The organism is Phenylobacterium sp., assembly GCF_030645195.1.
Lineage (GTDB): Bacteria > Pseudomonadota > Alphaproteobacteria > Caulobacterales > Caulobacteraceae > Phenylobacterium.
The window spans coordinates 1-26,284 of the sequence record NZ_JAUSLW010000177.1; the positions used below are offsets into that span (position 1 = coordinate 1).

A 26,284-nucleotide genomic window follows, 5' to 3' on the forward strand; every position below is an offset into this window, starting at 1 on the left:
GATGCCCAGCATCATCATCCGGGCGACCCAGTAGAAGATGATGTCGAAGCCCGTCACCAGGGTGTTGGTGGGGTAGAAGCGCGCCAGGTCGGCGGTCTCCTCCGGCCAGCCCAGGGTGGAAAACGGCCAGAGCCCCGAGGAGAACCAGGTGTCCAGCACGTCCTCGTCCTGGCGCAGGGGCTCGTCGCGACCATAGACCTCGCGCGCGGCGGCCTTGGCGGCTTCCTCGGTCTCCTCGACGAAGATCTTGCCGTCGGGCCCATACCAGGCCGGAATGCGGTGGCCCCACCAGAGCTGGCGCGAGACGCACCACGGCTCGATGTTGCGCATCCACTCGTAGTAGGTCTTTTCCCAGGTCTTGGGCTCGAGGATCGTCCTCCCCTCCTCCACCGCCTTGATGGCGGGGCCGGCCAGGGTCTTGGCGTCGACGTACCACTGGTCGGTCAGGTAGGGCTCGACGACAACGCCGGAACGATCCCCGTGCGGGACCGCGTGGCGGGTCTTCTCCACCTCGCGCAGCAGGCCCAGTTCCTCGAAGGCGGCGATCACCTTCTTGCGCGCCTCGAAGCGATCCAGGCCCTGATACTCGCGCGGGCCGTTCTCGTTGATCTTCGCGTCGGGCGTGAAGATGTTGATCTGCGGCAGGTTGTTGCGCTTGCCGACCTGGAAGTCGTTGAAGTCGTGGGCCGGGGTGATCTTCACCGCGCCCGAACCCTTTTCCGGATCGGCGTATTCGTCGGCGATGATCGGGATCGGCCGGCCCACGATGGGCAGGCGCACGGCCTTGCCGATCAGGTGCTTGTAGCGCTCGTCGGTGGGGTGCACGGCCACGGCGGTGTCGCCCAGCATGGTCTCCGGCCGGGTGGTGGCCACGACGATCTCGCCGGAGCCGTCCTCCAGCGGATAGGCGAAGTGCCAGAAGTGGCCGTCCACCTCCTTCTGCTCGACCTCAAGGTCGGAGATGGCGGTCTGCAGGGCCGGATCCCAGTTCACCAGCCGCTTGTCGCGATAGATCAGCTTCTGCTTGTGCAGGGTGACGAACACCTTGCGCACCGCCGCGCTCAGCCCCTCGTCCAGGGTGAAGCGCTCGCGGCTCCAGTCGCAGGAGGCGCCCAGGCGGCGCAGCTGGTTGGTGATGGTCCCGCCGCTCTGCGCCTTCCATTCCCAGACCTTGGCCACGAAGGCCTCGCGGCCCATGTCACGGCGGCTCTGGTTGCCGGCGGCGGCCAACTGGCGCTCCACCACCATCTGTGTCGCGATGCCGGCGTGGTCTGTGCCCGGCAGCCACAGGGCCGCCTTGCCGCGCATCCGCTCGAAGCGGATCAGCACGTCCTGCAGGGTGTTGTTGAGCGCATGCCCGATGTGCAGCGAGCCCGTCACGTTGGGCGGCGGGATCACGATGGAGAAGGGCTCGGCGGCCGGGTCCGACGTCGGGGCGAAGGCGCCCGAACTCTCCCACGCGGCGTAGAGGCGGGGTTCGGCGGTTTTCGGGTCGAAGGTTTTTTCAAGCATGCTGAGGCGGTGCATATACGGGCGGGCCTTGTGTCGCAAACTCGCGACACCCAGGACCCCACAATCGTCATCCCCGGGCTTGTCCCGGGGACCCATGATCTCCGTCGTCATCCAGATCGCGCAAGCCGAGCCGCATAGCGCGGCCGTCGCGTCGGAGACCATGGATGGCCGGGACAAGCCCGGCCATGACGATCAAGGGGAGTGGATTGGATCTATACGCGGCCGCCGCGCGCGATGCGTTCGACTTCCGACTGGACCGTGTCCTGGACGATGCGCGGTAGGTTGTCGTCCAGCCACTGCTTGAGCAGCGGACGCAGCAGCTCGCGCACCACGTCCTCCAGGGTGCGCCCGTCGCGGGGCATCAGAATCTGCGAGGACAGGGCGCCGAAGGCGGCCGCGGCGGCGGCGGCGGCGGGGTCGCCCACCAGACCCGCGCCGGGGCCCACATCCGGGGCGTCGTCGGCCCAGGCGGTCGGCTCGGGCGGCGGCGAATAGGCGGCCTCAGGCTCGGGCGCGGCGGCGGCGGCGGCGTAGACGTCGATGTCGCCGTGGGTCTCGACCTTCTCGGTCAGCTCCAGGACGCCGTCGTCCTCGTCTTCGTCCTCGGGCGGAATGGGGATGTCTTCGGCGACGGGCTCCTCTGCCGGCTCCTCCTCGGGCGCGGCGGCCTCCGAACCGGGCGCGTCATCTTCGGAGATGATGCGGCGGATGGAGGCGAGGATCTCCTCCATTGTCGGTTCTTGAGAGGTCTGGTCAGACATGTTGAGCCGTCGCTGGAGCGAAAGAGAATCCGTCAACGCCAGCCTAGGCGCGACGGTGTGATCCTGCAATTTCCGCCAAGCTGCGCAAGCGCGGATTCGCCCGACAGGCGAAACGCCGCGCCCGCGAGGTCGTGGCCGCGCCCTATTTCGGCGCGGTGGCCGAAACGCTGACCGGCTTTTCGTGCGGCTTGGGGGTCAGGACCGAATCGACCAGCGCGATCGGCTCCTCCCACGGCACCCAGCCCCAGGCGAAGCGCAGCTTCCCAAAGTTCGTCTTGGGGTCGTAGTGCGGCACGTTGGGGGTCAGGTTGCTGGCCTCCAGCCGGCCCATCTGGGCCAGGACGCTGGCGGCGGCGAGATACTCGTCGTGCCGGGCGCTGATCTGGGCGAGCTCGGCGGCGCGGAGCTCCTGCTCGGCGTTCAGCACGTCGAGGGTGGTGCGCAGGCCCACCTGCTGCTCCTGGCGGGTGCCTTCGGCGGCGATGCGGGCGGCGCGGACCTGGGTGTCGGTGGAGCCGATATTGGCGCGGGCGGCGCTCAGCTGGCTCCAGGACTGGGTCAGGCCCTGCAGCACGGCCCGGCGGGCCGTCTCGACCCCGATGCGGTCCACATTGTTGCGCTCGATGGACTGGCGAACCCGGGAATTGGTCAGGCCGCCGGTGAACAACGGCACGGTGACCCCCACCGAGGTGGTCAGGTTGCGGGAATAGAGGTCGGTGTCGATCGGATTGATGTCGCCGCTGAAGCCCAGGGTGGTCCGCAGCGAGACGCTCGGCATCCGCTCGGCCCGGGCGCCGGACAGCCGAGCCTTGCTGGCCTGTTCGTTGTACTGGGCCGCGCGGATCTGCGGATTGTCCACCTGGGCGGTGTCGAAGGCCTGATCGACGCTGCCCGGCAGTAGGTTGGCCAGGGAGGGCTCGGGCGCCAGGTCCCCGGGGCTCTGGCCGACGATGGCGACATAGTTGGCCCGGCTGATGGCCAGCTGGGCCTGGGCGGTCTGGAACTGGGCCTGGGCCGAGGCCAGGCGCGACTCCGACTGGGCCACGTCGGTGCGGGTGATCTCGCCGACGTCGAAGCGGGCCTTGGATTCCTCGAGCTGGCGCTCCAGCACCCGGACGTTCTCCTGCCGGATGCGCAGGGCTTCCTGGTCGCGGCGAGTGTCGACATAGGCGGTGATGACGTTGCCCAGCACCTGGGCCTCGACCCGGCGCAGGTTCTCGCGGCCGGTGAGGATGTCGGCCTCGGCCGCCGACACCGCGGCGCCGACGCGGCCGCCGGTGTAGAGGGGCTGGCTCAGGGAGAGCGAGGCGTTGCCCCGCTGGCTCTGGCTGATGCTGCGGGTGACGAAGGTGTCGGGGATGCCGTCGCCGTTGGTGTCCACCAGGCCCGATGCCCCGGGAGTGCGGCTGTCGGAATAGGTTTCCGACACCGTGGCGCTCAGGCTCGGCCGGTAGCCGCTCCTGGCCTGGACATAGGTCTCGTCCAGGGCCCGCTGGGTGGCGCGCTGGGCCTGGAGGGTCGGATTGGACTCATAGGCAAGCGCGATCGCGTCGGCCAGGGTTTCGGCGGCGGCGGGACCGGCGGCGAAACCGCAGATGAGGCCCGCGCTGCAGACTGCGGCGAGCAAACCTCCGCGACGGCTATTCAACATGCTTATCCCCGAAATCGACGAGAGAGATCGGGGCCTATATGGCCGCCGAATTGAGATGACGCCAGAGGGCGTCACCTTAAGCTTTTTTCACGCCAAGGTTTCGGGGGTGTTTCAGCAGGCTTCAGAAGGCGAAACCTTGATGTGCCTCAAAGCCCGAGAGCAGCGGTGGCGTGGCGTCGAAGACGGTGCGGCGGCCCAGATCGCCCTCGCCCCGCACATAGAGGCAGGCCTTGCCCACCGGACCGTCGCGCTCCACCACCGCCAGGCGTCCGCCGGGCGCCAGCGCCTTCAGCCAGGCCTCCGGCGCGCGGGCGACCGCGCCCTCGACGACGATCAGGTCGTAGTTGGCGCCGGGCACGGTCTTGAGGTCGCCCTCGTCCAGGCGCTCGACCACCACCTCCAGGGCCTCCAGAACCGCCGCGGCGTAGGGGGCGGCGATGGCCAGCGCCCGTTCGCCCTTCACCGGCTTGGCCATCTGCAGCAGCTTGGCCACGTCGCGCGGCTTCAGCAGCACGCGGCCCGGCGCGTACTCCACGGGCGCGTCGGCATAGGCCAGATAGCGCTTGCCCGGCGGCACGAAGTCCTCGCGCGGGATGGCGCGCATGGCGTCGTGGATGCGGATGTCGGTGACGTCGCTGGGACGCACCTGACTCTCCACCATGTTCGAGCGGGCTTCGGCGAGATCGGCCATGATTCCCCAAACCGGAAACAGCAATTTCCGCGCTTATAGGTCGCCCCTTAACCCGAACGCAATGCGACCCTGCGACAGACATTGCTCGAGGCGGGTCGTTCTGTTAGCCATCCGCCCTTCAAAACTCCCGGCGTGTTCGAAACGTCGGCGGTGGCCTGATGGCGGAGTGGTTACGCAGCGGACTGCAAATCCGTGCACCCCGGTTCGATTCCGGGTCAGGCCTCCAAACTTTTCCTAGAGAATTCGGCGCAAAGCCAAGCCAGCTTGCAGAGCGGTTTGCAGAAACCGTTCACGCTTCGGCCCTCCGGATGCGTTCGGCCATCGTGATGGCGCGCGCCGAAGCGACCGTCTTGCGGTTCATCTATCGCTCGAGGGAGGCGAGATCTCGGATCGAGTGGCCGGTGCAAAGCGCCCCGTCCTCCGTGGTCCAGCCCTCCGCCATGCGCCGCGTCGCAGGTTCCGCGCAGGTCACGGCCGCAGCCTTGCAGGCGTCTCTCCACCCCGCGCGAAGGCCGTCGCCTTCGGATCCCACGGATACGGCCAAGCCTGCCAGCAGCGCTTACCCCGCCCGAGCCGCACCCTCAACGGCGCGACTGTGCGGACCGTGCGGGCCCGCCCGGCTCATTCCACAGCAAGGCAGACGGCCTTGAGGGACAGGTATTCGTCCAGGCCATGGCGGGAGCCCTCACGGCCCAGTCCCGACTCCTTCACCCCGCCGAAGGGGGCGATCTCGGTGGAGATCAGGCCGGTATTGAGACCGACCATGCCGTATTCCAGCGCCTCGCTGACCCGCCAGGACCGGCTGAGGTCGCGGGTGTAGACATAGGACGCCAGGCCCGCCCGGGTGGCGTTGGCCAGGGCGATCGCCTCGGCCTCGGTCTCGAAGACGACGATGCCGGCCACGGGGCCAAAGGTTTCCTCCTGGGTCAGCAGGGCCGAGGGCGAGACGTGACTCAGGACGGTGGGCGCGTAGAAATTCCCCTCGCCCAGAGGCTTGCCGCCGGTGAGCACGATGGCCCCGCCCTGGACGGCGTCGGCCACGTGCCTTTCGACCTTGGCCAGGGCGCGGCCGTCGATTAGCGGACCCTGGTCAGTCTCCCCTGCCAAGCCGTCGCCGACCCGCATCGCGGCCACCTTGGCGGCCAGGCGCTGGGCGAAGGCCTCGGCGATCCCGGCCTGGACATAGAAGCGGTTGGCGCAGACGCAGGTCTGGCCGGTGTTGCGGAACTTGGACGCCATCGCCCCCTCGACGGCGGAGTCGAGGTCGGCGTCGTCGAAGACGATGAAGGGGGCGTTGCCCCCCAGCTCCAGGGACACCCGCTTGACGGTGTCCATGCACCGCGCGCCCAGCATCTTGCCCACGGCTGTGGAGCCGGTGAAGGTGAACTTGGCGATGCGGGGATCGGTGGTCAGCACCTCGCCGATGGGACCGGCATGGCCGGTGACGATGTTGAACACGCCATCGGGCACGCCCGCCTCCGCCCCCAGCACGGCCAGGGCCAGGGCGGACAACGGGGTCAACTCGGAGGGCTTGAGCACCACCGTGCAGCCGGCGGCGAGCGCCGGGCCCACCTTGCGGGTGATCATGGCGGCGGGAAAGTTCCAGGGAGTCACCGCGCCCACCACCCCCACGGGCTGTTTGAGGGTCAGGATGCGCCGGTCGGCCTGGTGGCCGGGGGTCACCTCGCCATAGGCGCGCTTGGCCTCCTCCCCGAACCATTCGAGGAAGGCCGCGGCATAGGCGATCTCGCCGCGCGACTCCGAGAGCGGCTTGCCCTGTTCGGCGGTCATCAGCCGGGCCAGGTCCTCCTGGTGGGCCATCATCAGGTCAAACCAGCGGCGCAGCACCTGGGCCCGGGCCTTGGCCGACTTGGCGGCCCAGCCCGTCTGGGCGCCCGCCGCGGCGGCCACCGCCTGCTCGGTCTCCGCGCGGCCGAGATTGGGGATGGTGGCGATCGGCCGGCCGGTGGCCGGGTTGGTCACGGCGATAGTCTCCGCCCCCGTCACCCAGGTCCCGCCGATATAGGCCGCTTCCCGCAACAGGTCCGGCCGCGTCAGGGTCAGGCGGTCGCGTTCAGGCTTGGTGTCGGTCGTCATCAAACAATCCTCAGAGCATCTTCAAGTCGGTCCAGGCCCTCGTCCAGCAGGGCGTCGGATATGGTCAACGGATAGAGCAGGCGGATGGTCTCGCCGTGGATTCCGCAGGACAGCAGGATGAGCCCTTCCTCCAGGGCCCTGGAGGTCACCAGCTTGGCCGCCGCGCCATCGGGCTCGCGGCCGCCGCGGGAGGTCACCAGGTCGAAGGCGATCATGGCGCCCGGCCCACGGATCCCGGCGATGGGCCGCAGGTCGTTGCGCGCCTCGAAGGCCTCCAGCCGTGCGCGGGTGCGGTCCCCCAACGCCTCGGCCCGGGCCAGCAGGCCCTCCTCGGCGATGGCGTCCAGGACCGCCAGGGCCGCGGCGCAGGCGATCGGCGACCCGGCATAGGTCCCGCCCAGGCCGCCGGGCTCCGGAGCGTCCATCAGCTCGGCCCGGCCGATGACGCCGGCCAGGGGGAAGCCTCCGGCCAGCGACTTGGCCACGGTGATCAGGTCGGGCTTCACGCCGGTATGCTCCACGGCGAACATCTTGCCGGTTCGGCCGAAGCCCGTCTGGATCTCGTCGGCGATCAGCAGGATGCCGTGGCGGTCGCAGAGCGCGCGCAGGGCCTGCATGAACTCGGGCGGCGCGACGTGGAACCCGCCCTCCCCCTGCACCGGCTCCAGGATGATGGCGGCCACCCGGTCGGGCGCGGCGTCGGCGCGGAAGATGAACTCCAGAGCCTTCAGGCTGTCCTCCGCCGTCACCCCATAGTGCGGGATCGGGAACGGCGCGTGGTAGATTTCCGCCGGCATCGGCCCGAACCGATGCTTGTAGGGCAGCGCCTTGCCGGTGAGGCCCATGGTCAGCATGGTCCGGCCATGGAAGCCGCCGGTGAAGGCGATCACCGCCGAGCGGCCGGTGGCGGCCCGGGCGATCTTCACCGCGTTCTCGACGGCCTCGGCCCCGGTGGTGAACAGGATGGTCTTGGCGGGCCCCTCGATGGGGGCGAGCGCGTTCAGCCGCTCGGCCAGGGCCACATAGGGCTCATAGGCCACCACCTGGAAGGCGGTGTGGGTGTAGCGCTCCATCTGGGCGCTCACCGCCGCCATTACCCCGGCGTGGCGGTGGCCCGTGTTGAGCACGGCGATGCCGCCGGCGAAATCCACGTAGCGGCGGCCCTCGGCGTCCCAGAGTTCGCTGTTGTCGGCGCGGTCGGCGAAGATGGCGGTGGCGGTGGCCACGCCCCGAGGAACGGCGGCCACGCGCCGGGCTTGCAAGACTGCGTTTGCGGACATGTCGGAAACTCTCTTCTGGTCGGGATCAGGAAGTGCGGTCGAGCTGTCGCGCCGGGGCCAGGGCGAAGGCCGCCGACAGGCACAGGCCGGTCAGGGCCAGGGCCACCAGGCGCGGGAAATGGGTCTCGGCTAACAGCACCGCCCCCAGGGCGGGGCCCGACGCCAAGCCCAGCTTGGAGAAGAAGCCGGCCAGGGTGGCGATGCGGCCGCCGGGGTCGAAGGCGGCGCAGAGACCGAGCAGGTAGGGGATGACGAAGGCCCAGACCACGGCGGTCAGGACATTGGCCACGACGAACAACACGGGCAGGTCGCTACGCAGGAAGGCCAGGGTCCCCGCCAGGGTGACAAGGGCGCCGATCAGGATCGGCCAGAACCGTCCCCAGCGCAGGCCGATCACCACCACCAGCACCGAGCCCAGGGCCCCGATCCAGTTGGCCGCCGCCAGGGTGCTGCTGATGAAGGGGCCCGACAGGCCATAGAACCGGCCCAACCCGATCACATAGGCCGACAGGGCCATGTTGGCGGCTTGGAACAGGAAGACCGCCACCAGGGCCGAGGCCAGGGGCGCCCAGCGCACCAGGCCGCCGGCCTGGGCGACCGGCGCCGGCCGGGGCCGCGGGGCGTAGTCGGCCAGGAAGGGCAGCATCAGGGCCGCGGCGACGCTGAAGGCCGCCAGGCTGAGGAAGAGGACCGGGGTTCCAAAGGTGGGGACCAGGCCCGGCAGCAGCAGCAGCCCCAGCCCCCCCAGACCGAACTGCACCACCAGCAGCATGCCGAAGGTGCGGTCGGGCGCCGCCGTGCGGGCGATGACGGCGAACCCCACCCCCACCAGGAAACCGCCGATCAGGCCGTGCAGGAAGCGCACGATCATCAGCACTCCGGCCGTGGTGAGCTGGGTGGAGACCAGGTCCGTCGCGATCAGGGCCAGGAGCAGGCCGAACGCCACCGGCTTCCAGGAGATCCTTGCCACCACGAACACCGCGGCCAGGGCCCCGAGCGCCGCGCCGTAGACGTTCAGCGAACCCACCAGGCCCGCCGACCGCGCCGAGAAGCCCAGTCCGTCCTGAAGCCCGCTCACCAGGGCGGGCATGATGTTGACGTAGAACAGGCCCGCCGTGGCGATGAAGGCCAGCAGCACGCTGGCCACCAGCCCGTCGGGGGCCGCCTTGGGCAGGGCGAAGCGGCGGTGGGGCTGGTCAGTCATGGCACAGGGCTTTCACGGCGTTGGCGGACCCCGCGGCCGGACCCCAGTCGAAATGGGCCTCGTCGCCGAAGGCGTAGAACACGTCGCCGTTGGGAAAGAGCACGATGGAAATCCCGCCATAGCCGGACAGGAAGGGGGTCCAGACCGGATGGGCGCAGCCCACCAGATCGGCGATGTCGCGGGCCCAGAAGCCGTGGGCGTAGCGCAGTCGCGCCGAGCCTGCGGCCAGACCGCCCTCCAGGCCGGGCCGCTGCAGCGCCTCGCCGATCAGGCGCGGAGAAAACAACCGATCCTGCTCCGCCGCGTTGGCGGGCGACAGGAAGGCTCCCAGGCGGGCGACGTCGTCGCGTCGCAGGAACAGCCCCCAGCCGACGAACGGCTGGCCTCGCGCGTCCAGGGTCCGCCGGGTCTCGTCCAGGGCGGGGCTGAGCTTCAGGTCTCGCCAGATCGGGCGCAGCACGGTGTCGTAGAGGTCCCCGGACGTCGCCGCCTGCAGCGCCGTCCCCAGCAGGTAGCTGTCGGAGGTGCGGTAGACCCAGGTCGCCCCCGGCGCCACACGGCGCGGATAGCGGCAGGCGTAGGTCAGCTTCTCGGCGTGGGTCCGGGTGATGAAGAAGGCGCCGGCGGCGTTCTCGTCCGCCTCGAAGGCCGCGGAATCGTAGTGGCCGCTGGACATGTCCAGCAGGTCCAGCAGGGCGACCCCGCTCCAGCCGCCGGACGGCGCGCAGGCCGGGACCAGCTCGGTCAGGGCGCGGCGCGCGATGCCGGGTGTCTGGCGCTCCAGGCGCATGAGACCCAGACCACCCACCAGGGACTTGGCGGTGGAATAGGACGGCAGGACCCGCCCATCGCAGAAGGGATCCTCACCGAAGCGGGTCTGACACGGCGCGGCGTAGTTCACCCCGTCGACCACCATCCCATAGACCGCCTGATCGTCGCCCGACGCCCGGGCAAGGGCCGCGAGATTCACGCCGGGATGACGGACGGCCAGCTCCGACAACGGTCGGACAGGCAGTTGGGCCGCGCGGTTCTCGCGGTCGCGGGCGACCCGGTCGTCGCGATCGGGCGGCGCCCCGGGGGTGAAGGCCATCGTCCTGGGCGCGGCCCAGGCGTCGAACTTGTCGTAGAGGCAGGTCTCCGCCCCCAACCGCACCTGGGCGGTCCTGGGCGCGCCGGCGGGGGTGAGCGTCACCCGCAGCAGGCCGTTGTGCACGCAGTTGGCGTTGCGCTCGCGCAGGGCCACCGGCAGGACGGCGACATCGCCCTCGGCGCTGGCCCAGATGCGGCCAGGACCCGCCGACCAGTCCCAATATCCTCCGTCCACGCCGTTCGCCGGAGCGGGGATCAGACGGTCGCCATCCTGGACCAGATCGAGGGCGAGGTCGGGCCAGGCCAGACGGGGATCGGCGCCGCTCGGGGGATCGTCGTCCCGCAGCCGCTTCAGGCCGTCCGGGCGCTGGCCGAAGGTCAGGGTCAGCCGTCCCTCCAGCCGCGCGATCGTCGCCGCGGCCTCCGCCGGCGGCGTGAACGCGGGCATCGGCAGGGGCGCGTTGGCCAGGGCCGTGATCGCCCCCAGGATCGCCAGGACGCTCACAGCAGGCCTTGCGCCCGCAGGCTGTCGGAGAGCGGCGCGAGGCCGGCCTCATAGCGCCGCCACAGGGCCAGGGAGTCCCGGTAGATCGGCCGGCGCACCTGGGCCGCGCTGGCGGTGGCCGCCGGCGTCGGATTGGCGTGGAAGTCCAGGCAGGCCGGGTCCCAGTCCAGACCCAGATCGGCCAGCAGCCGCCGGCTCTCCCCCTCCTGGTCCTCCACCAGGGTCTCGTAGTCGATCTCCACCAGGCGGCCGGGAAGGACGGCCCGCCAGTGGTCCATCAGCCGATGATAGGCGCCGATATAGGCCCCCAGATCCGACTGGCTGTAGGAATAGGGGCACCCGGTTCGGAACAGGGTCTTGAGCAGGGCGTAGCCATTGTCCATCGGGTCGCGCCGCACATGGACGATCCGCGCCTGCGGCAGGCTCAGCGCGATCAGGCCGATATAGAGGTAGTTGGCCGGGGTCTTGTCGATCAGCCGCGGAGCCGCCCGGCCATAGGCCGACAGGCTGTCGCGATAGGCCTGACCGAGAGCCGCGAAGTTCATCTGGGCCGACCGCGCGACGAGGTCGCCCTTTCCGTCGGCCGGGCCCACCGTCCGCATCAGGGACAGGGCGAAGTCGCTGATCTCCCCCAGGCTTTCCACCTGGCCGTGGGCGCTGAGAATCCGGTCCACCAGGGTGGTGCCCGAGCGCGGCAGGCCCAGGACGAAGATCGGGCCGGTCGGCTCGGGGGTCGACGTCGCGCCGGCCATCAGGGGTGCGTCGAAGGCCGCGGCGATCTGGGCCATGGTCTCCAGGTCGACCTCGACGCGATAGCTCAGCTGGCCGCGCCGCCGCGCCGCGCCGCGGGCGAGCCACGACCAGGCCGCGTCATGGTCCCCCATGTCCTCCAGCTCCTTGGCCAGCCCATAGCAGAGCGCGGCCTCGGCGGCCGGATGGCGGGCGTGGGCGATCGCCGCCTCCAGCGCGGCGACATGGTTCTCCGCCGGCGTCCAGCGCCGCAGGGTCGCGCGGTTGTAGAAGGCGTCGGCGTCGGTGGGATCCAGCGCGATCACCTGGTCGAAGGCCGCCTCCGCCCCGGCCAGATCCCCTGTGGCCACCAGGGCCGAGGCCAGATTGTAGAGCGCGCCCGGGTCAGTCGGAGCGAGCTCGACGGCGCGGCGATAGCAACGCAGCGCCTCGGAGAACCGGGCGTTGGCCAGGAAGATCTCGCCCGCCGCCTGCAGCTCCCGGGCGTCGCCCTGCAACTGGGGCTCCAGGGCCAGCAGCCGCTGGTCCGCCTCCGCCCGCCGTCCGGCATGGACAAGCGCCCGCACGGCGTCCAGCGCCCCGCCCCCCTGTGGGGAGGCGGGAACGCCGATCGTTCGTGGGGCGCCCGGTGTCGTCATCGTCTCAGAACGGATAGTCGAGGGTCAGGCCAATGGTGCGCGGCAGGCTGATCAGGTCCTTGGCGCCGCTACCGTAATAGCCCGACGCGGGAGCGGTCCCCATGTAGCTGTCGGTGAACCGGCCGGTGACGCCGTCGGCGTTGAAGATGTTCTTCACGAACAAGGTCGCCGACCACTTGTCGAAGGTGGCGGTGGCCGAGGCGTTCCAGATCTGGAACGGCGGCAGGCCGACGTTCAAGCGCGTCGAGGTGGTCACCGCGTTGCGGGTCTCCGACTGGTAGTAGCCGCTCACCCGCCCGGTCAGCAGCACCCCATTGGACAGGGTGGCGCTGCGATCCAGGGCGACGGTCACCGCGTGCTCGGGCGTGCCCGGCAGCCGCGCGCCCTTCAGCGCCACGGGCCGGACCCCGCCGGTGGGCGGATAGGCGTTCTCCGTCAGTTGGGCGTCGGTATAGGTGTAGCCGAGGCTGTAGCGCGCGCCCGCCAGCCGGCCCTCGATCTGGGCCTCAAGCCCCTGGGAGCGGGCCTTGCCGCCGTTCTGGGCGACGAAGAAGCCCCAGTTGGGCGTGACGGTGTTGATCTGGATGTCCTTCCAGTCGACGTAGAAGAGGGCCGCGTTATAGGTGATCCCGTGGCTGACGCCCTTGAGGCCGGCCTCGTAGTTGACCACCCGGTCGGGTCCGTACTGCTGCCAGCGGGCGTCCTCCGCATAGCGCCCGATCGTCGGCACGGCGTTGGCCCCGCCCCGGCGATAGCCCTCAGACACCGTGGCGTAGGCCAGGCCCCGCTCGCCGTATTTCCACGACACATTGGCCTTGAACAGCGCCTTGCTGTCGGAGGTCTCGAACCGCGCATTGGTGGGCGCCGAGAGCGAGGTGTAGACCGGCACGTCCATGAAGGTGCGGCTCTTGGACTCGTTGTCGAACCAGCGCACCCCGCCGGTCGCCTGGAGGCGATCGCTGAAGTGGTAGGTAAGCTCGCCGAACAGGGCCTTGTCGGTGAAGTCCTCGCGGCGGTCATAGGCGAAGTCCTGATCGGACTGCACCTCGGCTGCGAAGGCCGGATAGGCCGCGTTCCACCAGCGCTTGAAGCCCCGCAGGTAGCTGGCCTGGGTCGCCCCCAGCTTCTGCTTCTCGTAGAAGCCGCCCAGCACATAGTCGATCGGACCTTCGGTGTTGGACACCAGCCGGATCTCCTCGATCACCGCTTCGTCCGAGTAGGTCCGCACCGCCGAGGCCATGGGCCGCGGGAAGTTGTAGTAGAAGGAGAGCCAGCCGTTCTTGGCGTAGTAGCCGGTGTTCTCGCTGACGCTCTCGCCGTGGTGGTCATAGGACGAGGTCGACGAGGTCAGAGTCGCGAAGCCCAGGTCGATGGTGGCCTCGAGCGAGGTCAGGCTGACGTCCCTCGACGAGGGCTCCAACTGCACCGAACCGTTGTCGTACTGGCCGTAGGTACGGCCAAAGCCGTCCATGCCGCGGGTCACCTGCCGGCGGCCGCCCACCTCGTCGGACTGCCGCGCGTAGGAGAGCGTCAGGTCCAGCCACTCGGTGGGTTGCAGGCGCAGGGCGGCGCGGCCGTACTTGATGTCGACGGTGTCGGCGTCCTTGCGGCTCTCATAGGAAGCCGCCGGCGACAGAACGCCGGATGGCGCCAGGGGAATACCCGCGGCGTCCAGCTTGTAGACGTTCACATAGTCCGTCAGGCCGGGATAGTCTTGGAGGCTGCCGGTCAGGCGAAGAGCCGCCTTCTCGCCCAGGGGGATGTTCACCGTGCCGTCGGCGGCCCAGCCCACCCCGCCGGAGCCCTCGACCTGCGAGGCCGTGGCGCTGACCTTGCCGCCGAACTCGCCGAACTGCGGCGCCTTGAGGATGTAGCGGATCGTGCCGCCCAGGGAGCCGGACCCGTAGAGCGTGCCCTGCGGCCCGCGCAGCACCTCGACCCGGTCGATGTCCTTCAGGGCGAAGTTGGCGAACAGCGGGGTGTCGTTGACATAGCTGGACACCGGGGCGACGGCCGAGACCGCGTAGTCGCCGAGGATGGCGCTGTCGACGTTCAGCCCGCGGATCTGGATGCTGTTGGAGACCCCTTGGTTACGATAGCCACGATCGACCACCGACACCCCGGGGACCGAGCGCAGCAGCTCGGTGGTGCTCTGCACCTTGGCCTGGTCGATGGCCTGACCCGACACCGCCGAGATGTTGTAGGGCACGTCCAGGACGAAGGCTTCGCGCCGGGTGGCGGTGACCACCACCTCGGTGACCGTGGTGTCGGCGGCTGGATTGGCGGCGGCCTGGGCGAGTGCCTGGGACGCCACGAGGGACAACGACACGGCGGTCGTCGTCATGAGTATGGATCTGAACATCTACCCCTCCTTCTGATCTTGATTGACGCCGCCCTGCGGCTTTTCCAGCGACCCCAGCGCGGCCAGGGCCGGCGATGAGGGCCCTTCGCGATAGGGCGGGAAGCTGGGCGGGCCGTCGCGGAAGCTCTTCAGGGTCTGGCCCAGGCCGTGCCATCCGCGCTCGCGGACCCTCCGCACATAGCCAAGGTCGAGCTCCAGGCCGATCACGTCGCGGCCGGACCCGGCCTCATAGACCGGTTCGCCCCCGGGGCCGTAGACCGCCGAGCGGCCGTTGCCGAGATGGCCGGCGGTGTTGATGTCGACGAAATAGCATTGGTTCTGGGCCGCGCTGGCCCGGGCGATGGAGAGCTCGACGTCGCGATCGACGGTGTTGGTCATCCCCGGATGCAGGATCACCTCGGCGCCCATCCAGGCCAGGGTGCGCGTGGTCTCGGGGAACCACATGTCGTAGCAGATGGAGACTCCGATCCGGCCGATCCCGGGCATGTCGAAGGTCATGCACTCGGTCCCAGCCGCCACCCCGGTTTCGTAGGGACGGAAGGGGTAGATCTTGCGGTACTTCAGGACGACGTCGCCGTTCGGGTCGATCACCGGACAGGTATTGTAGACCTTCCCGTCGACCCGCTCGAAGATCGAACCGCCCAGCAGCCAGACCCGGTTGTCGCGGGCGATGCGGCGCAGCCGCGTCTCCGCCGCCCCGCCCGGATCCTGGGCGTGGTCCACCGAGGGGCCGTAGACGCTGAGCTCCCCCAGCAGGACCAGATCCACCCACGACAGCCGCCGCTTGGCCGCGGCCACCTCGTCGGCGATCCGATCCAGGTTGTCGCCGGCTTGCAGGTCCAACTGGAGGCCCGCGATGGCCAAATGCGACATGGAGAAATCCTTCACCCGAACGACGATGACACCACGGTGACGGTCGCGGACGGACAAGCGTAGGACCAGATTGCTTCAATCTATGGGGCCAGATTCCCCAAGCCGAGGGTCAGGCCAGACCGTTGGCCTTGATGATGCCGCGGTTGAACAACAGGCGGTCGTCCCGGTACCAGCGGATCTGGTCGCCCTCCACCACCGTCAGGAAGCGGGCCGTCTCGCCATAGGACCACTCGGTCCAGCGACGGCACCAGTAGTCGCCCTCCATCCACCAGACGCCCACGTCGCAGTCTTCGTGGGCGTAGCCGGCCCGGCCCACCAGTCGGCCGTCGGGCAGAACATCCACCTCGTAGGGATCGCCATAGACGGTGCGGCACAGCAGCTTGGCCCCAGACATCAGGGCGCTCAGGGGCTCGCCCGGCATCCATGCCCGCGCGGCCGGGTCCAACCGGTCCAGGCCCGGCTGGGTCAGGCTTTTCACAACCTGGGCCAGAACGGCCACCCCTTCACGGATCTTGTCGGTGGGGATGCCGGTCACCCCCATCCGGAACCGGTTCGCCGCCGGGATTGGGGTGGAATAGAAGCGGTCCGCCGGCTCGATCAGCACGCCGCGCTTGGCCGCCTCGTTGGCCAGCTGGCGCGCCGACAGGTCGGGCGGCCCCTCCACCCACATGGCCGAACCATTGGAGCGCGGGTCGATCGCGACGAGCTGCGGCAGATGGTAGTTCAGGGCGTCCCGCAGGGCGTTGAGCCGTTCCCGCAGCACCCTGTGCTGGCGGCCCAGATTGGCGTCGTAGTGGCCGAGCGACAGGAAGAAGGCCGCGGTCCGCTGGGCCGCGCGCGGGGCGCAGCCGGACACCAGGGTGCGCAGGCGGCGCAGTTCGCGGATCAGTTCGGCGTCGGCGACGATGAAACCCAGGCCGAGTCCGGGGCTGAGCACGTCGCAGAGATCGGCGACATAGATCACCCGGCCCGAGCGATCCATGCTGCGCAGGGCCGGCGAGGCCTGGGCCGCGAAACCGCCGCTGGCCGCCAAGTCGTACTCGATCACCAGCAGGTCGTCGGTCTCGGCCCGCTCCAGCAACGCGCGGCAGCGGGACGGGGCCAGCCGCGCGCCCGTGGGGTACTGGCAGGCCGGGGTGACGAAGACCAGGCTGGCGGCCGCCAGCCGGTCGTCGACGGCCATGCCCTCGGAGTCCACCGGCAGATGGATCAGGTCGGCGCCCTGCAGGCGCAGGACCTGGGCCAGGTCGGGCAGGCCCGGCTCCTCCACCGCCACCGGCGCGCCGCGGCCGACGAAGGCCCGCACCAGCAGGCTGAAGGCCTCGCGCCGACCGCCCACCACCAGCACCTCCTCGCTCCCGGCCTGCAGGCCGCGGCGGGGCAGGATCTTGGTGCGGATCTCGTGGACCAGGCGCGGATCGTCCAGTTCGCCGCCGTCCTGGCTCCACTCGGCGAACTCCCGGGCGTTGAGCGTGGAGCGCACCGCGTCGCGCCACTCCGGGCCCGGCGCCAGGGAGGCGTCATAGGCCCCGTCGAGGAAGGGATAGGGATTGAGCTCCCAGCTCGGCGGCGGCCGGCCCTCCACGTCCACCCGCACCACCGCCTGCAGTCGCGACCGCCACGGGGCCGCGGCGATCACCGGGCGGTCGGCCCGGTCGCGGCCCGGACGCACCGCCTCGAACAGGGCGTCGCTGACGAAGACCCCACTGCGCTCGCGGCCGGTCAGATAGCCGTCGGCGATCAGCTGCTGATAGACCAGGGCCACGGTGTTGCGCGCGATTCCCAGGTCGCCGGCCAGGCGCCGCGACGCCGGCATGCGGGCGCCCGGCTCCAGATTGCCCGACACCACGGAGTCGATGATCCGCTGCCGCAGCTGGGTCTGCAGCGTCAGCGGACCGGCATGGTCCAGATAGAAGACGACGTCGGCCATCACTCTCCGGGCCTAGGCGGAAGACTGGCCCCAGCTTAGACCGCAATCTGGCTCCACCCTACACCCTATGACGCTTCGGGGCGCAGGGAGTGTCAGGACGGCCCCGGCTGGTGTGACCTGGGGCCTTGCCCCGACGCCGGAGTCGGCGATACCGATCACGTCCTCATCGACCTTGAGACCATGAAGGCCGCCGTCACCGACGCCAAGGTCGTCAAGCTGGACGTCCGCGAATGGACGAATGGGTCGGCGCCAACGACCGACCGACGGAAGGAGAACGCTGCGCCATGTTGTCCTCCTGGCGCAATTCCCGATATCGACACATGCAGGGTTGATGCTAACACCCGCGCAGATGCGGGCAGCGGCCAACAAGATGGCGATGTGGGCGCGGGCAGCCTTGGGGCTGGCCTTGCTCGCCTTGGCCTTGCGCATCCTTGTCCCTCCTGGATTCATGGTTCCCACCACGGGCCAGGGCATTGGCTTTCCGATCGTCCTGTGCACAGCGCAGGGGGTCAAAACTTACGTCGTCGATCAAGAGGGTCGGCTCTCCAATCCAGGCCCTCAACCCGCCGGCGACCACTCCCCTGCTTCCCAGCCCCACAATTCATGCGCTTTCGCCGGCGTAGCTCAGGCGCTCGGCGCGCCCCAGTCACTGCAGGTCGATCTCGCAGGCTGGACGTTCACGGAACACGCATTTGCCGTCGGGACGCCGGCGGCTCCGGGACGCGGGCTCGCCGCGCCGCCCCCACCCCAGACGGGACCACCGCTTCGGATCTGATTCCGCCTCAAGTCGGACGCGCCCCGCCCGAGGCGGTGGGCGTGCGCCCATGGTTTTCAGATCAAGAGAAGAGTCCCTTCCATGTCGAATCATGTCCGCGGTCGTTGCGCCGCGCTTATGGCTGGCGCCTGCGTCGCCGCCCTCGCCACCCCACTTCTCGCTCAGGCTCAGACCGCCACGGCACTCCCCCCCATTCAAGCCAGCGCCGCGCCGGAGGACGCCAATTCCCCCGCGTCGCCCAGCGAACGCCAGATCACCGGTGAGATCCTCGCCCGCCGCGCCGCCGGCTCGGCCGACACCATGTCGCTGATCGCGGGCGAGCCGGGCATGGCCGTCTACGCCAATGGCGGGATCTCGAGCCTTCCGGTGATGCGGGGTCTGGCCGATAGCCGGGTTCTGGTGACGGTGGATGGCGTCGAGATCACCACCTACTGCCCCAACAACATGAATCCCCCCGGCTCCTACGTGCTGCCCGGACGGGTGGAGGCCATCTCCATTCTGCCGACCCTGTCGCCGGTCAACGCTGGCGGCGACAATATCGCCGGGGTGATCGCCGTGACGACGCGGCCTCCGGCTTTCGCCGACGAGGGCGAGGGGTTGCGCGTCACCGGTGAGGTGGGCGCGAGCTATCGCAGCGTCGCCGACGCCGTCGGCGCCACCCTCCAGGCCTCGGTCGCGGGAGAGCGGTTCAGCCTCGGCTATGAAGGCGCCTGGAACCGCGCCGAGAACTACAGGACCGGCGACGGCCGGCGCGCGCGCTCGACCCTCTATGAGGCCTACGACCAGGCGCTCACCCTGGCGCTGCTCACCGACCACGGCGTGGTCACCCTGCGCGCCGGCAAGCACGTCTCGCCCTATGAGGGCTTTCCCACCCAGCGCATGGACCTCACCCAGAACGACAGCAGCTTCGCCGACCTTCGCTACGAGGGAACCTACGGCTGGGGCGAGGTGACGGCCAAGGCGTCGTGGCGATCGGTGGACCATGAGATGAACTTCCTGGCCGACAAGGGCGGCTCGGCCACCGGCGGCATGCCGATGAACAGCCAGGGCCGGGATCTGAGCGGGTCGCTCGCGGTGACCCTACCGATGACGGACGGCGGCGCGGTGCGCGGGGGACTCGAGGCCCATCGCGCCGATGTCGACGACTGGTGGCCGCCGGTGGCCGGCAGCATGATGATGGGGCCGCAGACCTACTGGAACATCAGCGACGGCCGTCGCGAACGGACAGGCCTGTGGGGCGAATGGGAGGCCAAGCCCTCGGCGAACTGGACGACCCTGGTCGGCGCCCGCGTCGAGCATGTGGAGACCGACGCTGGTCCCGTGCAGCCCTATGCCTGGACCGGCATGATGAACATGCCCGACGCCATGGCGGCCCGCGCCTTCAACGCGCGTGACCGGGGCCGCGCCGACGACAATCTGGATGTCACCGCCAAGGCGATCTGGCGGGCGAGCGACACCACGACCGTCGAATTCGGCTACGCCCGCAAGACCCGCACGCCCACGCTCTATGAGCGCTACGCGTGGGGCTTGGGGACGATGTCGAGCTCGATGACCTCCTTCGCCGGCGACGCCAACGCCTATGTCGGCGACCCCGATCTGAAGCCTGAGGTGGCGCACAATCTGGCGGCCACGGTGAAATACGCCAGCCTGGATGGGACGCGCGGCCTGACCGTCAGCGCCTACCATTCACAGGTCGAGGGCTTCATCGACGCGGTGAAGTTGGCCGACCTGGCCAAGGGCTTCGTTCAGCTGCGCTTCGCCAATGTGGATGCTCGCCTCTACGGCTTCGACGCCAGCGGCCATGCCCAGGTCTGGGAGACTCCGGCGCTGGGGCGAGGAACCCTGACGGGGACCCTGTCCTGGGTCGAGGGCGAGAATCGCGACAGCGGCGACAACCTCTACCACATGACACCCCTGACCCTGCGCCTGGGCCTGGAACAGGCAAAGGGCCGCTGGACCCATCAGGCCGAGGTGGAGCTGGTGGGCGAGAAGGACGCGGTCAACGCCCTGCGCCACGAACCGAAGACGGCGGCCTACGCCCTGCTCAACCTCCGTTCCAGCTGGAAGGGCGAGCGGGTGCGGGTGAACCTCGCCGCCGAGAACCTGTTCGACACTGCCTACGACCTTCCGTTGGGGGGCGTCGCGTTCGGCGATTTCAAGGCCGGCGGCGGGGTTCCGCCGATCCGGCCGCTGCCGGGGCCGGGACGGTCGATCAACCTCAGCCTCGCCTACGCGTTCTGAGCTTGAAGCGTCCGAGTGTCGATCAGGCGGCGGCGATCGGCGCTTCGATCGTGCTGCATGCCGCCGCGGCCTGGGGGCTGGCGTCCCTCAGGCCGATGGCGGAGCTTGCGCCGCAGCAGGCCATGCTCGTCGAGTTGGTGGCGGCGCCGCAGCCTGCCCCTCCCGAGCCGGATGGCGCCATGACACCGGCGACCCATGGCCCGCGAGCGGTCGGGCCCCCGCTCCACCGCGCGGAACCGATGGCGGCGCGACCCACCACCCCCGCCGCCATGGCCGCGACCGCGGCCTTTTCGCCCCCGGCGGTCCGCCCAGCGGGCGCGCCAGAGACGGTCGCGAAGGTCGCGGCGCTGTCGGCGGAAGACCAGCTCACCGACTACCGGAGGCGTCTCTGGGCTCATCTGGCCGCCCATGCTCCCGCCGCGCCTTCGGGATCGGGGACGGTGAGCGTCGCGTTCGGACTCGACGAGAGTGGAACGCTCCTGTTCGTTCGTCTTGCGCGATCCAGCGGCCGACCAGCCTTCGACCGGGCCTGCCTGGCCTCGGTTCGCGCCGCCGCCCCCCTCCCGGCCCCGCCGGAGGGGATCGCCCAGGCCGATCTGATGTTCACGGTTCCGATCAAGGCGGCGCCTCTGGCTCAAGGAAGCCATGTCGTGGTTCCCTGAGTTCAAGCGGGCAGCCAAGCCCCCGCCCACCGCTGGGCGGGTGCGACGGGACAAGGCGGCCTGCCGCTTCGAGACCTAATGCGCCAGGAGCGACGCCTTGGCGTTCTCGCGCTTGGCCCCGGTGCGCAGGGCCATCACCAGGGCCGGCTGCACCGGCTTGCCCTTGTTGCCCCAGGCGCCGCGCACATAGGTCAGGACCTGGGCCACCTCCAGGTCGGTGAGTTCGGTGGCGAAGGACGGCATGCCGCCACGGCCCTTCAGCACCCGGGTGACCGGCTCCTTGGGATCGCCCAGGGCGACCTTGCTGCCGGCCAGGGGCGGGAAGGCGCCGGGAATGCCCTTGCCCGTCTCCTGGTGGCAGGCCGAGCAGTTGTCCATGAACAGTTGCTTGCCGTCGGCGGCGAAGGCCGGGGCGGCGCCCAGGCCAAGGGCGACCACCGCCAGCGAGATCGAAAGACGCATCGACTGTCAGCTCCGGGTCAGGCCGCTTGGGCGCGTTTGTGCAGCTTGGCGATCTGCTGCCAGGCGCTCTCGATACCCCCGGCCTGCCAGCCGGTGAGATAGGAGAGGTGTTCGCCGGCCAGGTACAGCCGGCCGTCGGGTTCGCAGAGGATCGGATAGGCGTCGCGGCGCCCCTCGTCGTCCCACTGGGCCCAGCCGCCGAGATTGTGCTCAATCCGGTGCCAGGCCGCCGAGAAGGAGGTCTCGACATTGTCGGCGTATTCCGGGAAGGCGCGCATCCCGCCCTGGGCGGCGAAGTCCTGGCGGGCCTTGGGGCTCAGCGCGCTCACCTTCGCCGCCGAGGCGCCGAAGTTGTAATAGCCCAGCAGCACGCCTTTCTGGCTCTGGAAGCCGGTGGACGGCAGGGTGATGGTGTTGATGTCCGGGTCGTCGGTATAGACGTGGCCGCCGTAGATGAAGTGCTTCTCCTCCCAGAACCGGGTCTTCATCTGCAGGCCGATCTTGCCCACCAGGGCGTAGGACACCGCGCCGATCGCCGCCTTGAACTTCGCCGACACCCCCATGTCCATCTGGCGCAGGACCGAGAGCGGAATGGTGCAGATGCAGTAGTCGGCCTTCAGGGTCTCGACCTTGCCGTCCGGCCCCGAGACGGTGACCTCCACCCCCTTGTCGTTCTGGCGGTACTTCTTCACCAGGGTCGAATAGCGGATCAGCTTGCCGACGTGGCGCTCGAAGCCCTTGGCGATCTGGTCCATGCCGCCGACGGGCTGGAACATGGTCCGCTGCTGCTCGTAGCCGGTGACCGAGGACAGCACGCCCCAGGCCTTGGAGTGCAGGACGTCGGTCAGGGGATAGGGGGTCGACTCCTTGCCGGGGCCGGGAACCATGCCGGGGCCCGGATTGACCTCGAAGCCACGGCCGTCCGTACCCGTATAGGCCAGGTCGGCGGAGAGGTAGCCCTCGCGGGTCAGGTAGGCCAGGAACAGCTGCCGGTCCTCGGCGGTCATCTGCTGGTCGAGCGCGCCCTGCTTCACCTGCTTGGCCAGGATCTCGGCGGCCGCGCCGCGGGCGTCGGCGGCGATCTGGCCCTTGCGGATCGCCTTGCCGGCTAGGGGGCCCGTCCCCTTGTTGAAGGCGACGTAGGAGGCGTCGTTGTCGTTGACGAAGACCTCCAGGGGCACGTTGAAAAGCTTGGTGTAATGCAGGGTCGAGTGGTGGTGGTAGGGGATCCGCCAGGGGCCGTGGTTGATATAGAGCCCGTCGTCGAAATCGCACTCCTGGGCCTCGCCGCCCAGCTCGGTCAGCTTGAAGCCCTTGCGGGCGGTCTGGCAGCGGCCGCCGGCGAAGGCCCGGGCCTCGATCACCGTGACGTCGTAGCCGGCCCTGGAGAGCTCATAGGCGCTGGTCATGCCGGCCACCCCGGCGCCCAGGACGATGACCTTCTTGCCCTTGCCGCCCTCCCCCAGCTCCGGGGGCGCGGCGTTGGCCGAGGCGATGTCGAAGCCCAACGCCGTCATGCCCGCCAACAGCAGGGCCGAGCCGCCCATGCCCCCCAGGCTCTCCAGGAAGCTGCGGCGCGACACGCCCCGCCCGCCGTTCATGATGTCCGGAGTCATCGCTTCAATCCCCACGCCACGCTTGATGGCGGGCAAGGGAGCGGCCTGGGTGGGGAGTGACAATCGCCATTCTGACAATCCCTGCGCCCGCGAGGCAAAAGGGTCCGACCGTGCCTAATGCCTGGGCGGCGGACGACGGATTTGGGCGCCGGACGAATAATCGACCGGCGAATTGACCCGACTAGCGGCCCTGGAAGTCGGCGGGGCGCTTCTCCAGGAACGAGGTCATGCCCTCCCGAAAATCCTGAGTCCGGACCAGTTGCAGGAACTGCAGGAAGACGTGGTGGACGTGGTCGTTGAAGGTCTCGTTCAGCCCCATCCGCATCAGCCGCTTGGCCGACTGCACCGCCAGCGGCGCGTTGTCGGCGATCTCCTTGGCCAGCTTGCGGGCCTCGGTCATCAGCTCGTCGGCGGGGACCACGTGGGTGGCCAGGCCCATCTCCAGGCTCTCCTCGGCCGACAGCGTCCGGCCGGTGAAGATCAGCTCGGCGGCCTTGGACCAGCCGATCAGCCGCGGCAGGAACCAGGTGCCGCCGGACTCCGGCACGATGCCGCGCTTGACGAAGGCCGCGGCCAGCTTGGCGCCCTGGGCCATCATTCGGATGTCGCAGCCGAGCGCGGTGTCCAGGCCATAGCCCGCCGCCGCCCCGTTCAGGGCGCAGATGGTGGGCTTGTTCATGTTGAAGATCACCGTCGGCGGTGCGGTCTTCAGATCCAGATCGACGGAGATGGTGGCCGCCTGGGTCTCCGAGCCGATGCCCGAGCCGCTGGTGGCGCTCACCAGGTCGAGGCCGGCGCAGAAGGCCCGGCCGGTGCCGGTCAGGATCACGCACCGGACCTCCGGGTCGGCGTCGGCCTGCAGCAGCAGCTTGGACAGCAGCGACAGCATGGGGCCGGAAATGGTGTTGAGCCGCTCGGGGCGGTTCAGGGTGAGGACGGCGACCCCGTCGGCCACCTCGTACAGCACCTCGGCCGACTGATCGGCGCGCGCTTGGGCCAGGGTCTCGCTCATCATCAACTCCCATTGTCGGCTTTTTTGTCTTTGGCCCAGCTAAGGACCGCCGGCGACGGGATGCAAGACTTATGGCTTGGGCAGGATGCCGTTCAGGTAGCGCCGCTGGGGGTCGAAGATCGACAGCGGCATGCGCCGCATCCGCGGGTCGAAGGAGATGTGGGTCCAGCGGCCGTATTCGTGGATCAGCTGGTCGAAGACGATCTTGGACCCGAGGATCTTCCTGCAGACCTCATAGGGGGTCAGGCCGGGGCAGTTGAAGTCCACCGCGTAGCCCAGGCAATGGGCGCTGGCCGAGGCCCCCTTCACCGCCCGGTTGAGGTCCGCGCCGCGATAGCCGCTGGAGACATTGATGCTGACCCCCAGCAGGCTGCGCACCGCCTCCATGGCCTTGGCGGTCTCGGTCAGGCGGGCCAGCTCCCGGGGCGGCGGCAGGTTGCTGATCCTCAGCCGCACGGCGGTGTCGGAGTGGGTCAGCTCCTCGAGGGTGAAGTGGGGGCTGAGCTTGGTCATTTGCCCTTCCCCTTCGCCAGGTCCGTGCCGCTCTCGGGCTTGGGCCCGGCGTTGCGGATATTGATCAGCTTGTTCAGCAGGTCGAACCAGAAGGGCGCCCCCAGCATGCCGGCCAGGGCCGTCACCAGCCAGCCGGGCACGCTGGCCAGCTGGGCGAGGGTCAGGGTCGGCGGCGCGGTCCAGCCCACCGGCGCGTTGCGCAGCAGATCGTCGCGGGCCTGTTCGACGGCGGCGGCCTTGGCCGGGAGGTCCCCCGCCTTCGAGGCCTCCGGCGCGCCCGCCTCCACGGTCTTCCTGGCCTGCTCCACCATGGCCGCGCGCAGGGTGGGCTCGGCGTAGAGCCGCTGGACGATGCGGATGGTGTCGACATTGAAGGCCACCGCCAGGACCAGGCCCAGGATGAAGGTGATCAGCTGGGTGTAGCGCTTGTACTGGCCGCTCAGCCGGTCCATGGCGCCGTCGTACCAGCGCTCGATCCCGGCCTTCAGCTTGTCCCAGTCGCCCTGCGCCTCGTTGAGGGCGGTGAGCAGGGCCTCGCGCAGCCGGCCCGGCGGCAGGGCGTCGATGGACTCCTCCACCTGGGCCAGGGCCTGGCCGCTGGCCCCGGCCCGCAGGGCCTGCAGCAGGGCCGAGGAGAAATTGGCGGCCGACACATAGGAGGGCCGGCTCGAACCGCCGCCGCCCACCAGGGGATGGTGGTAGATGTCCTCGTGCCGCAGCTCGAAGCTGGGGCCCAGGTCGCCGGAGGCCCGCTCGGTGGCCGCCTCGGCCTCCTCCGGGGTCAGGGTCGCCGTGGAGGCGGCCTTGTCGACCTTCGCCGTCCCGCTCCCGTGGCCCAGGCCCGAGAGCCAGCGCGCCACGAGGTTGCGCTCCTCGGCCACCGCCTCGGGATGCTCGATCAGCTGGGCGAAGGCCTGCTCCAGCCGCGCCGCCCGCAGCTTGAACCAACCGGCGGCGGCCTCCAGCACCGTGGACAGCAGCAGGGCGAACAGCAGGTAGGTGAAGACCAGGCCGATGGCGACGTCGACGGTGGGGCCCAGCATCACGGCCTCCCCCGGCACGGCCGGACCGACGCGAAATCGGATGCGCGCATGATCTCCCCCCAAGGACACCCATCGAGAGCGGAGGTTAGCCCGTCAACCGCAGGTGTCGCAACCGCCAACCACGCGCGGCGAGGTCCGGTGGATCGCGGCGGCAGCGCCGGGGCCTGATCGCCGCGCCGCGCCGTTCTCCGTGACTTGCGCCGTGACTCCGGCGACTGTCCGACCCCTGCGCCGGGTGTCCGCGCGGAGGATGCTTTCAATCGAAGGAGGCCGGCGTGGCCGATCAAGATGTTCTGTTGGTGGAGCGGCGCGGCGAGGCCGACTGGGTGACCCTGAACCGGCCCGAGCGGCTGAACGCTCTCAACCAGCCGCTGTCGGACGCCCTGCTGGCCTATTTCGAGGCGCGGCGGCGGGACACCGGGGCCCGGGTGATCGTGCTGGCCGGCGCGGGCCGCGCCTTCTCCTCCGGCGCGGATCTGAAGGCCGGCGGCCAGCCGGACCGCCTGCGCGACGGGCCGAACGGCGACTGGATGCTGCGCGACACCCTGAAGGCCATGCGCGCCTGCCCGCAGCCGATCATCGCCCTGGTGCACGGCGCGGCGGCCGGCGGCGGCCTG

Annotated in this window: 21 protein-coding genes and 1 tRNA gene; 5 read left to right on the forward strand and 17 right to left on the reverse strand. The window is 69.8% G+C overall.

The window, feature by feature from the left end; translation table 11 throughout:
- From Q7T09_RS14595 to Q7T09_RS14610, 4 genes are all read right to left on the reverse strand, one after another.
- A partial coding sequence (locus tag Q7T09_RS14595) for a valine--tRNA ligase (RefSeq protein WP_304700618.1) occupies window positions 1-1,512 on the reverse strand: 1,512 nt, incomplete at its 3' end.
- A gap of 212 nt (window positions 1,513-1,724) precedes the next feature.
- On the reverse strand, window positions 1,725-2,243 hold the full coding sequence (locus tag Q7T09_RS14600; protein WP_370689256.1) for a DUF2497 domain-containing protein: 519 nt from the start codon (window positions 2,241-2,243) through the stop codon (window positions 1,725-1,727).
- A gap of 172 nt (window positions 2,244-2,415) precedes the next feature.
- Window positions 2,416-3,900: a TolC family outer membrane protein gene (locus Q7T09_RS14605; protein ID WP_304700620.1), complete on the reverse strand. Its 1,485-nt coding sequence runs from the start codon at window positions 3,898-3,900 to the stop codon at window positions 2,416-2,418.
- Window positions 3,901-4,045: 145 nt separating this feature from the next.
- Complete coding sequence (locus Q7T09_RS14610; RefSeq protein ID WP_370689257.1) at window positions 4,046-4,615, reverse strand: protein-L-isoaspartate O-methyltransferase; 570 nt, start codon at window positions 4,613-4,615, stop codon at window positions 4,046-4,048.
- A 152-nt stretch (window positions 4,616-4,767) separates the two neighbouring features.
- On the opposite strand from Q7T09_RS14610, the gene Q7T09_RS14615 reads away from it, so the two are divergent.
- Window positions 4,768-4,841, forward strand: a tRNA-Cys gene (locus tag Q7T09_RS14615).
- Window positions 4,842-5,236: 395 nt separating this feature from the next.
- Here the strand turns inward: Q7T09_RS14615 and Q7T09_RS14620 are convergent.
- The 8 genes from Q7T09_RS14620 to Q7T09_RS14655 form a co-directional block, all read right to left on the reverse strand.
- The gene (locus Q7T09_RS14620) at window positions 5,237-6,712 is read right to left on the reverse strand and encodes an NAD-dependent succinate-semialdehyde dehydrogenase (RefSeq protein WP_304700621.1); all 1,476 of its coding nucleotides are present in this window, start codon (window positions 6,710-6,712) and stop codon (window positions 5,237-5,239) included.
- Complete coding sequence (gabT, locus tag Q7T09_RS14625; RefSeq protein WP_304700622.1) at window positions 6,712-7,959, reverse strand: 4-aminobutyrate--2-oxoglutarate transaminase; 1,248 nt, start codon at window positions 7,957-7,959, stop codon at window positions 6,712-6,714. Before gabT ends, Q7T09_RS14620 begins: the two co-directional genes overlap by 1 nt.
- Before the next feature lie 58 nt (window positions 7,960-8,017).
- A complete protein-coding gene (locus Q7T09_RS14630; RefSeq protein WP_304700623.1) occupies window positions 8,018-9,196 on the reverse strand; it encodes an MFS transporter in 1,179 nt (392 codons plus the stop codon).
- Window positions 9,189-10,790: a serine hydrolase gene (locus Q7T09_RS14635; protein WP_304700624.1), complete on the reverse strand. Its 1,602-nt coding sequence runs from the start codon at window positions 10,788-10,790 to the stop codon at window positions 9,189-9,191. Before Q7T09_RS14635 ends, Q7T09_RS14630 begins: the two co-directional genes overlap by 8 nt.
- Entirely contained in the window at window positions 10,787-12,178 is a 1,392-nt protein-coding gene (locus Q7T09_RS14640; RefSeq protein ID WP_304700625.1) for a sulfotransferase family protein, read from the reverse strand. The genes Q7T09_RS14635 and Q7T09_RS14640 overlap by 4 nt, the downstream gene beginning before the upstream one ends.
- Window positions 12,179-12,182: 4 nt before the next feature.
- Window positions 12,183-14,522 (reverse strand): TonB-dependent receptor, encoded by a 2,340-nt coding sequence (locus tag Q7T09_RS14645; protein ID WP_304700626.1) that lies wholly within the window; start codon window positions 14,520-14,522, stop codon window positions 12,183-12,185.
- Window positions 14,523-14,540: 18 nt separating this feature from the next.
- On the reverse strand, window positions 14,541-15,413 hold the full coding sequence (locus tag Q7T09_RS14650; RefSeq protein WP_304700627.1) for a carbon-nitrogen hydrolase family protein: 873 nt from the start codon (window positions 15,411-15,413) through the stop codon (window positions 14,541-14,543).
- A 109-nt stretch (window positions 15,414-15,522) separates the two neighbouring features.
- On the reverse strand, window positions 15,523-17,343 hold the full coding sequence (locus Q7T09_RS14655; protein ID WP_304700628.1) for a PLP-dependent aminotransferase family protein: 1,821 nt from the start codon (window positions 17,341-17,343) through the stop codon (window positions 15,523-15,525).
- A 376-nt stretch (window positions 17,344-17,719) separates the two neighbouring features.
- Here Q7T09_RS14655 and Q7T09_RS20500 point away from each other — a divergent pair, with 376 nt between their 5' ends.
- The 3 genes from Q7T09_RS20500 (at window position 17,720) to Q7T09_RS14665 (ending at window position 21,021) form a co-directional block, all read left to right on the forward strand.
- Window positions 17,720-18,118, forward strand: coding sequence for a DUF2946 family protein (locus Q7T09_RS20500; RefSeq protein ID WP_370689258.1), 399 nt, complete (start codon window positions 17,720-17,722; stop codon window positions 18,116-18,118).
- Between the two features lie 81 nt (window positions 18,119-18,199).
- Window positions 18,200-20,359, forward strand: coding sequence for a TonB-dependent receptor (locus tag Q7T09_RS14660; protein ID WP_304700630.1), 2,160 nt, complete (start codon window positions 18,200-18,202; stop codon window positions 20,357-20,359).
- Window positions 20,360-20,361: 2 nt separating this feature from the next.
- Window positions 20,362-21,021 carry an energy transducer TonB gene (locus Q7T09_RS14665; RefSeq protein WP_304700631.1) on the forward strand — a complete coding sequence of 220 codons (660 nt, stop codon included), beginning with the start codon at window positions 20,362-20,364 and terminating at the stop codon, window positions 21,019-21,021.
- 75 nt (window positions 21,022-21,096) lie between these two features.
- Here the strand turns inward: Q7T09_RS14665 and Q7T09_RS14670 are convergent, their stop codons facing one another.
- The 5 genes from Q7T09_RS14670 to Q7T09_RS14690 all read right to left on the reverse strand — a co-directional run bounded on the left by Q7T09_RS14670 (window position 21,097) and on the right by Q7T09_RS14690 (window position 25,667).
- Window positions 21,097-21,483, reverse strand: a complete 387-nt coding sequence (locus tag Q7T09_RS14670) for a cytochrome c (protein WP_304700632.1) — start codon at window positions 21,481-21,483, stop codon at window positions 21,097-21,099.
- Window positions 21,484-21,500: 17 nt separating this feature from the next.
- Complete coding sequence (locus Q7T09_RS14675; RefSeq protein ID WP_304700633.1) at window positions 21,501-23,099, reverse strand: flavin monoamine oxidase family protein; 1,599 nt, start codon at window positions 23,097-23,099, stop codon at window positions 21,501-21,503.
- 181 nt (window positions 23,100-23,280) lie between these two features.
- The gene (locus Q7T09_RS14680) at window positions 23,281-24,111 is read right to left on the reverse strand and encodes an enoyl-CoA hydratase/isomerase family protein (protein ID WP_304700635.1); all 831 of its coding nucleotides are present in this window, start codon (window positions 24,109-24,111) and stop codon (window positions 23,281-23,283) included.
- A gap of 69 nt (window positions 24,112-24,180) precedes the next feature.
- The gene (locus Q7T09_RS14685; protein ID WP_304700637.1) at window positions 24,181-24,624 is read right to left on the reverse strand and encodes a D-Ala-D-Ala carboxypeptidase family metallohydrolase; all 444 of its coding nucleotides are present in this window, start codon (window positions 24,622-24,624) and stop codon (window positions 24,181-24,183) included.
- Window positions 24,621-25,667: a hypothetical protein gene (locus Q7T09_RS14690; RefSeq protein WP_304700639.1), complete on the reverse strand. Its 1,047-nt coding sequence runs from the start codon at window positions 25,665-25,667 to the stop codon at window positions 24,621-24,623. Before Q7T09_RS14690 ends, Q7T09_RS14685 begins: the two co-directional genes overlap by 4 nt.
- Window positions 25,668-25,942: 275 nt before the next feature.
- Here Q7T09_RS14690 and Q7T09_RS14695 point away from each other — a divergent pair.
- The coding region (locus Q7T09_RS14695) for an enoyl-CoA hydratase/isomerase family protein (protein WP_304700641.1) at window positions 25,943-26,284 on the forward strand (342 nt) is incomplete at its 3' end.

Coding starts and splice junctions, on each gene's coding strand:
- Q7T09_RS14600 (WP_370689256.1), bottom strand. CDS start 2,243: ATGGAGGAGATCCTCGCCTCCATCCGCCGCATCATCTCCGAAGATGAC.
- Q7T09_RS14610 (WP_370689257.1), bottom strand. CDS start 4,615: ATGGCCGATCTCGCCGAAGCCCGCTCGAACATGGTGGAGAGTCAGGTG.
- Q7T09_RS14620 (WP_304700621.1), bottom strand. CDS start 6,712: ATGACGACCGACACCAAGCCTGAACGCGACCGCCTGACCCTGACGCGG.
- Q7T09_RS14630 (WP_304700623.1), bottom strand. CDS start 9,196: ATGACTGACCAGCCCCACCGCCGCTTCGCCCTGCCCAAGGCGGCCCCC.
- Q7T09_RS14640 (WP_304700625.1), bottom strand. CDS start 12,178: ATGACGACACCGGGCGCCCCACGAACGATCGGCGTTCCCGCCTCCCCA.
- Q7T09_RS14645 (WP_304700626.1), bottom strand. CDS start 14,522: ATGACGACGACCGCCGTGTCGTTGTCCCTCGTGGCGTCCCAGGCACTC.
- Q7T09_RS14650 (WP_304700627.1), bottom strand. CDS start 15,413: ATGTCGCATTTGGCCATCGCGGGCCTCCAGTTGGACCTGCAAGCCGGC.
- Q7T09_RS14655 (WP_304700628.1), bottom strand. CDS start 17,343: ATGGCCGACGTCGTCTTCTATCTGGACCATGCCGGTCCGCTGACGCTG.
- Q7T09_RS20500 (WP_370689258.1), top strand. CDS start 17,720: ATGTGGGCGCGGGCAGCCTTGGGGCTGGCCTTGCTCGCCTTGGCCTTG.
- Q7T09_RS14660 (WP_304700630.1), top strand. CDS start 18,200: ATGTCGAATCATGTCCGCGGTCGTTGCGCCGCGCTTATGGCTGGCGCC.
- Q7T09_RS14670 (WP_304700632.1), bottom strand. CDS start 21,483: ATGCGTCTTTCGATCTCGCTGGCGGTGGTCGCCCTTGGCCTGGGCGCC.
- Q7T09_RS14675 (WP_304700633.1), bottom strand. CDS start 23,099: ATGACTCCGGACATCATGAACGGCGGGCGGGGCGTGTCGCGCCGCAGC.
- Q7T09_RS14680 (WP_304700635.1), bottom strand. CDS start 24,111: ATGAGCGAGACCCTGGCCCAAGCGCGCGCCGATCAGTCGGCCGAGGTG.
- Q7T09_RS14685 (WP_304700637.1), bottom strand. CDS start 24,624: ATGACCAAGCTCAGCCCCCACTTCACCCTCGAGGAGCTGACCCACTCC.
- Q7T09_RS14690 (WP_304700639.1), bottom strand. CDS start 25,667: ATGCTGGGCCCCACCGTCGACGTCGCCATCGGCCTGGTCTTCACCTAC.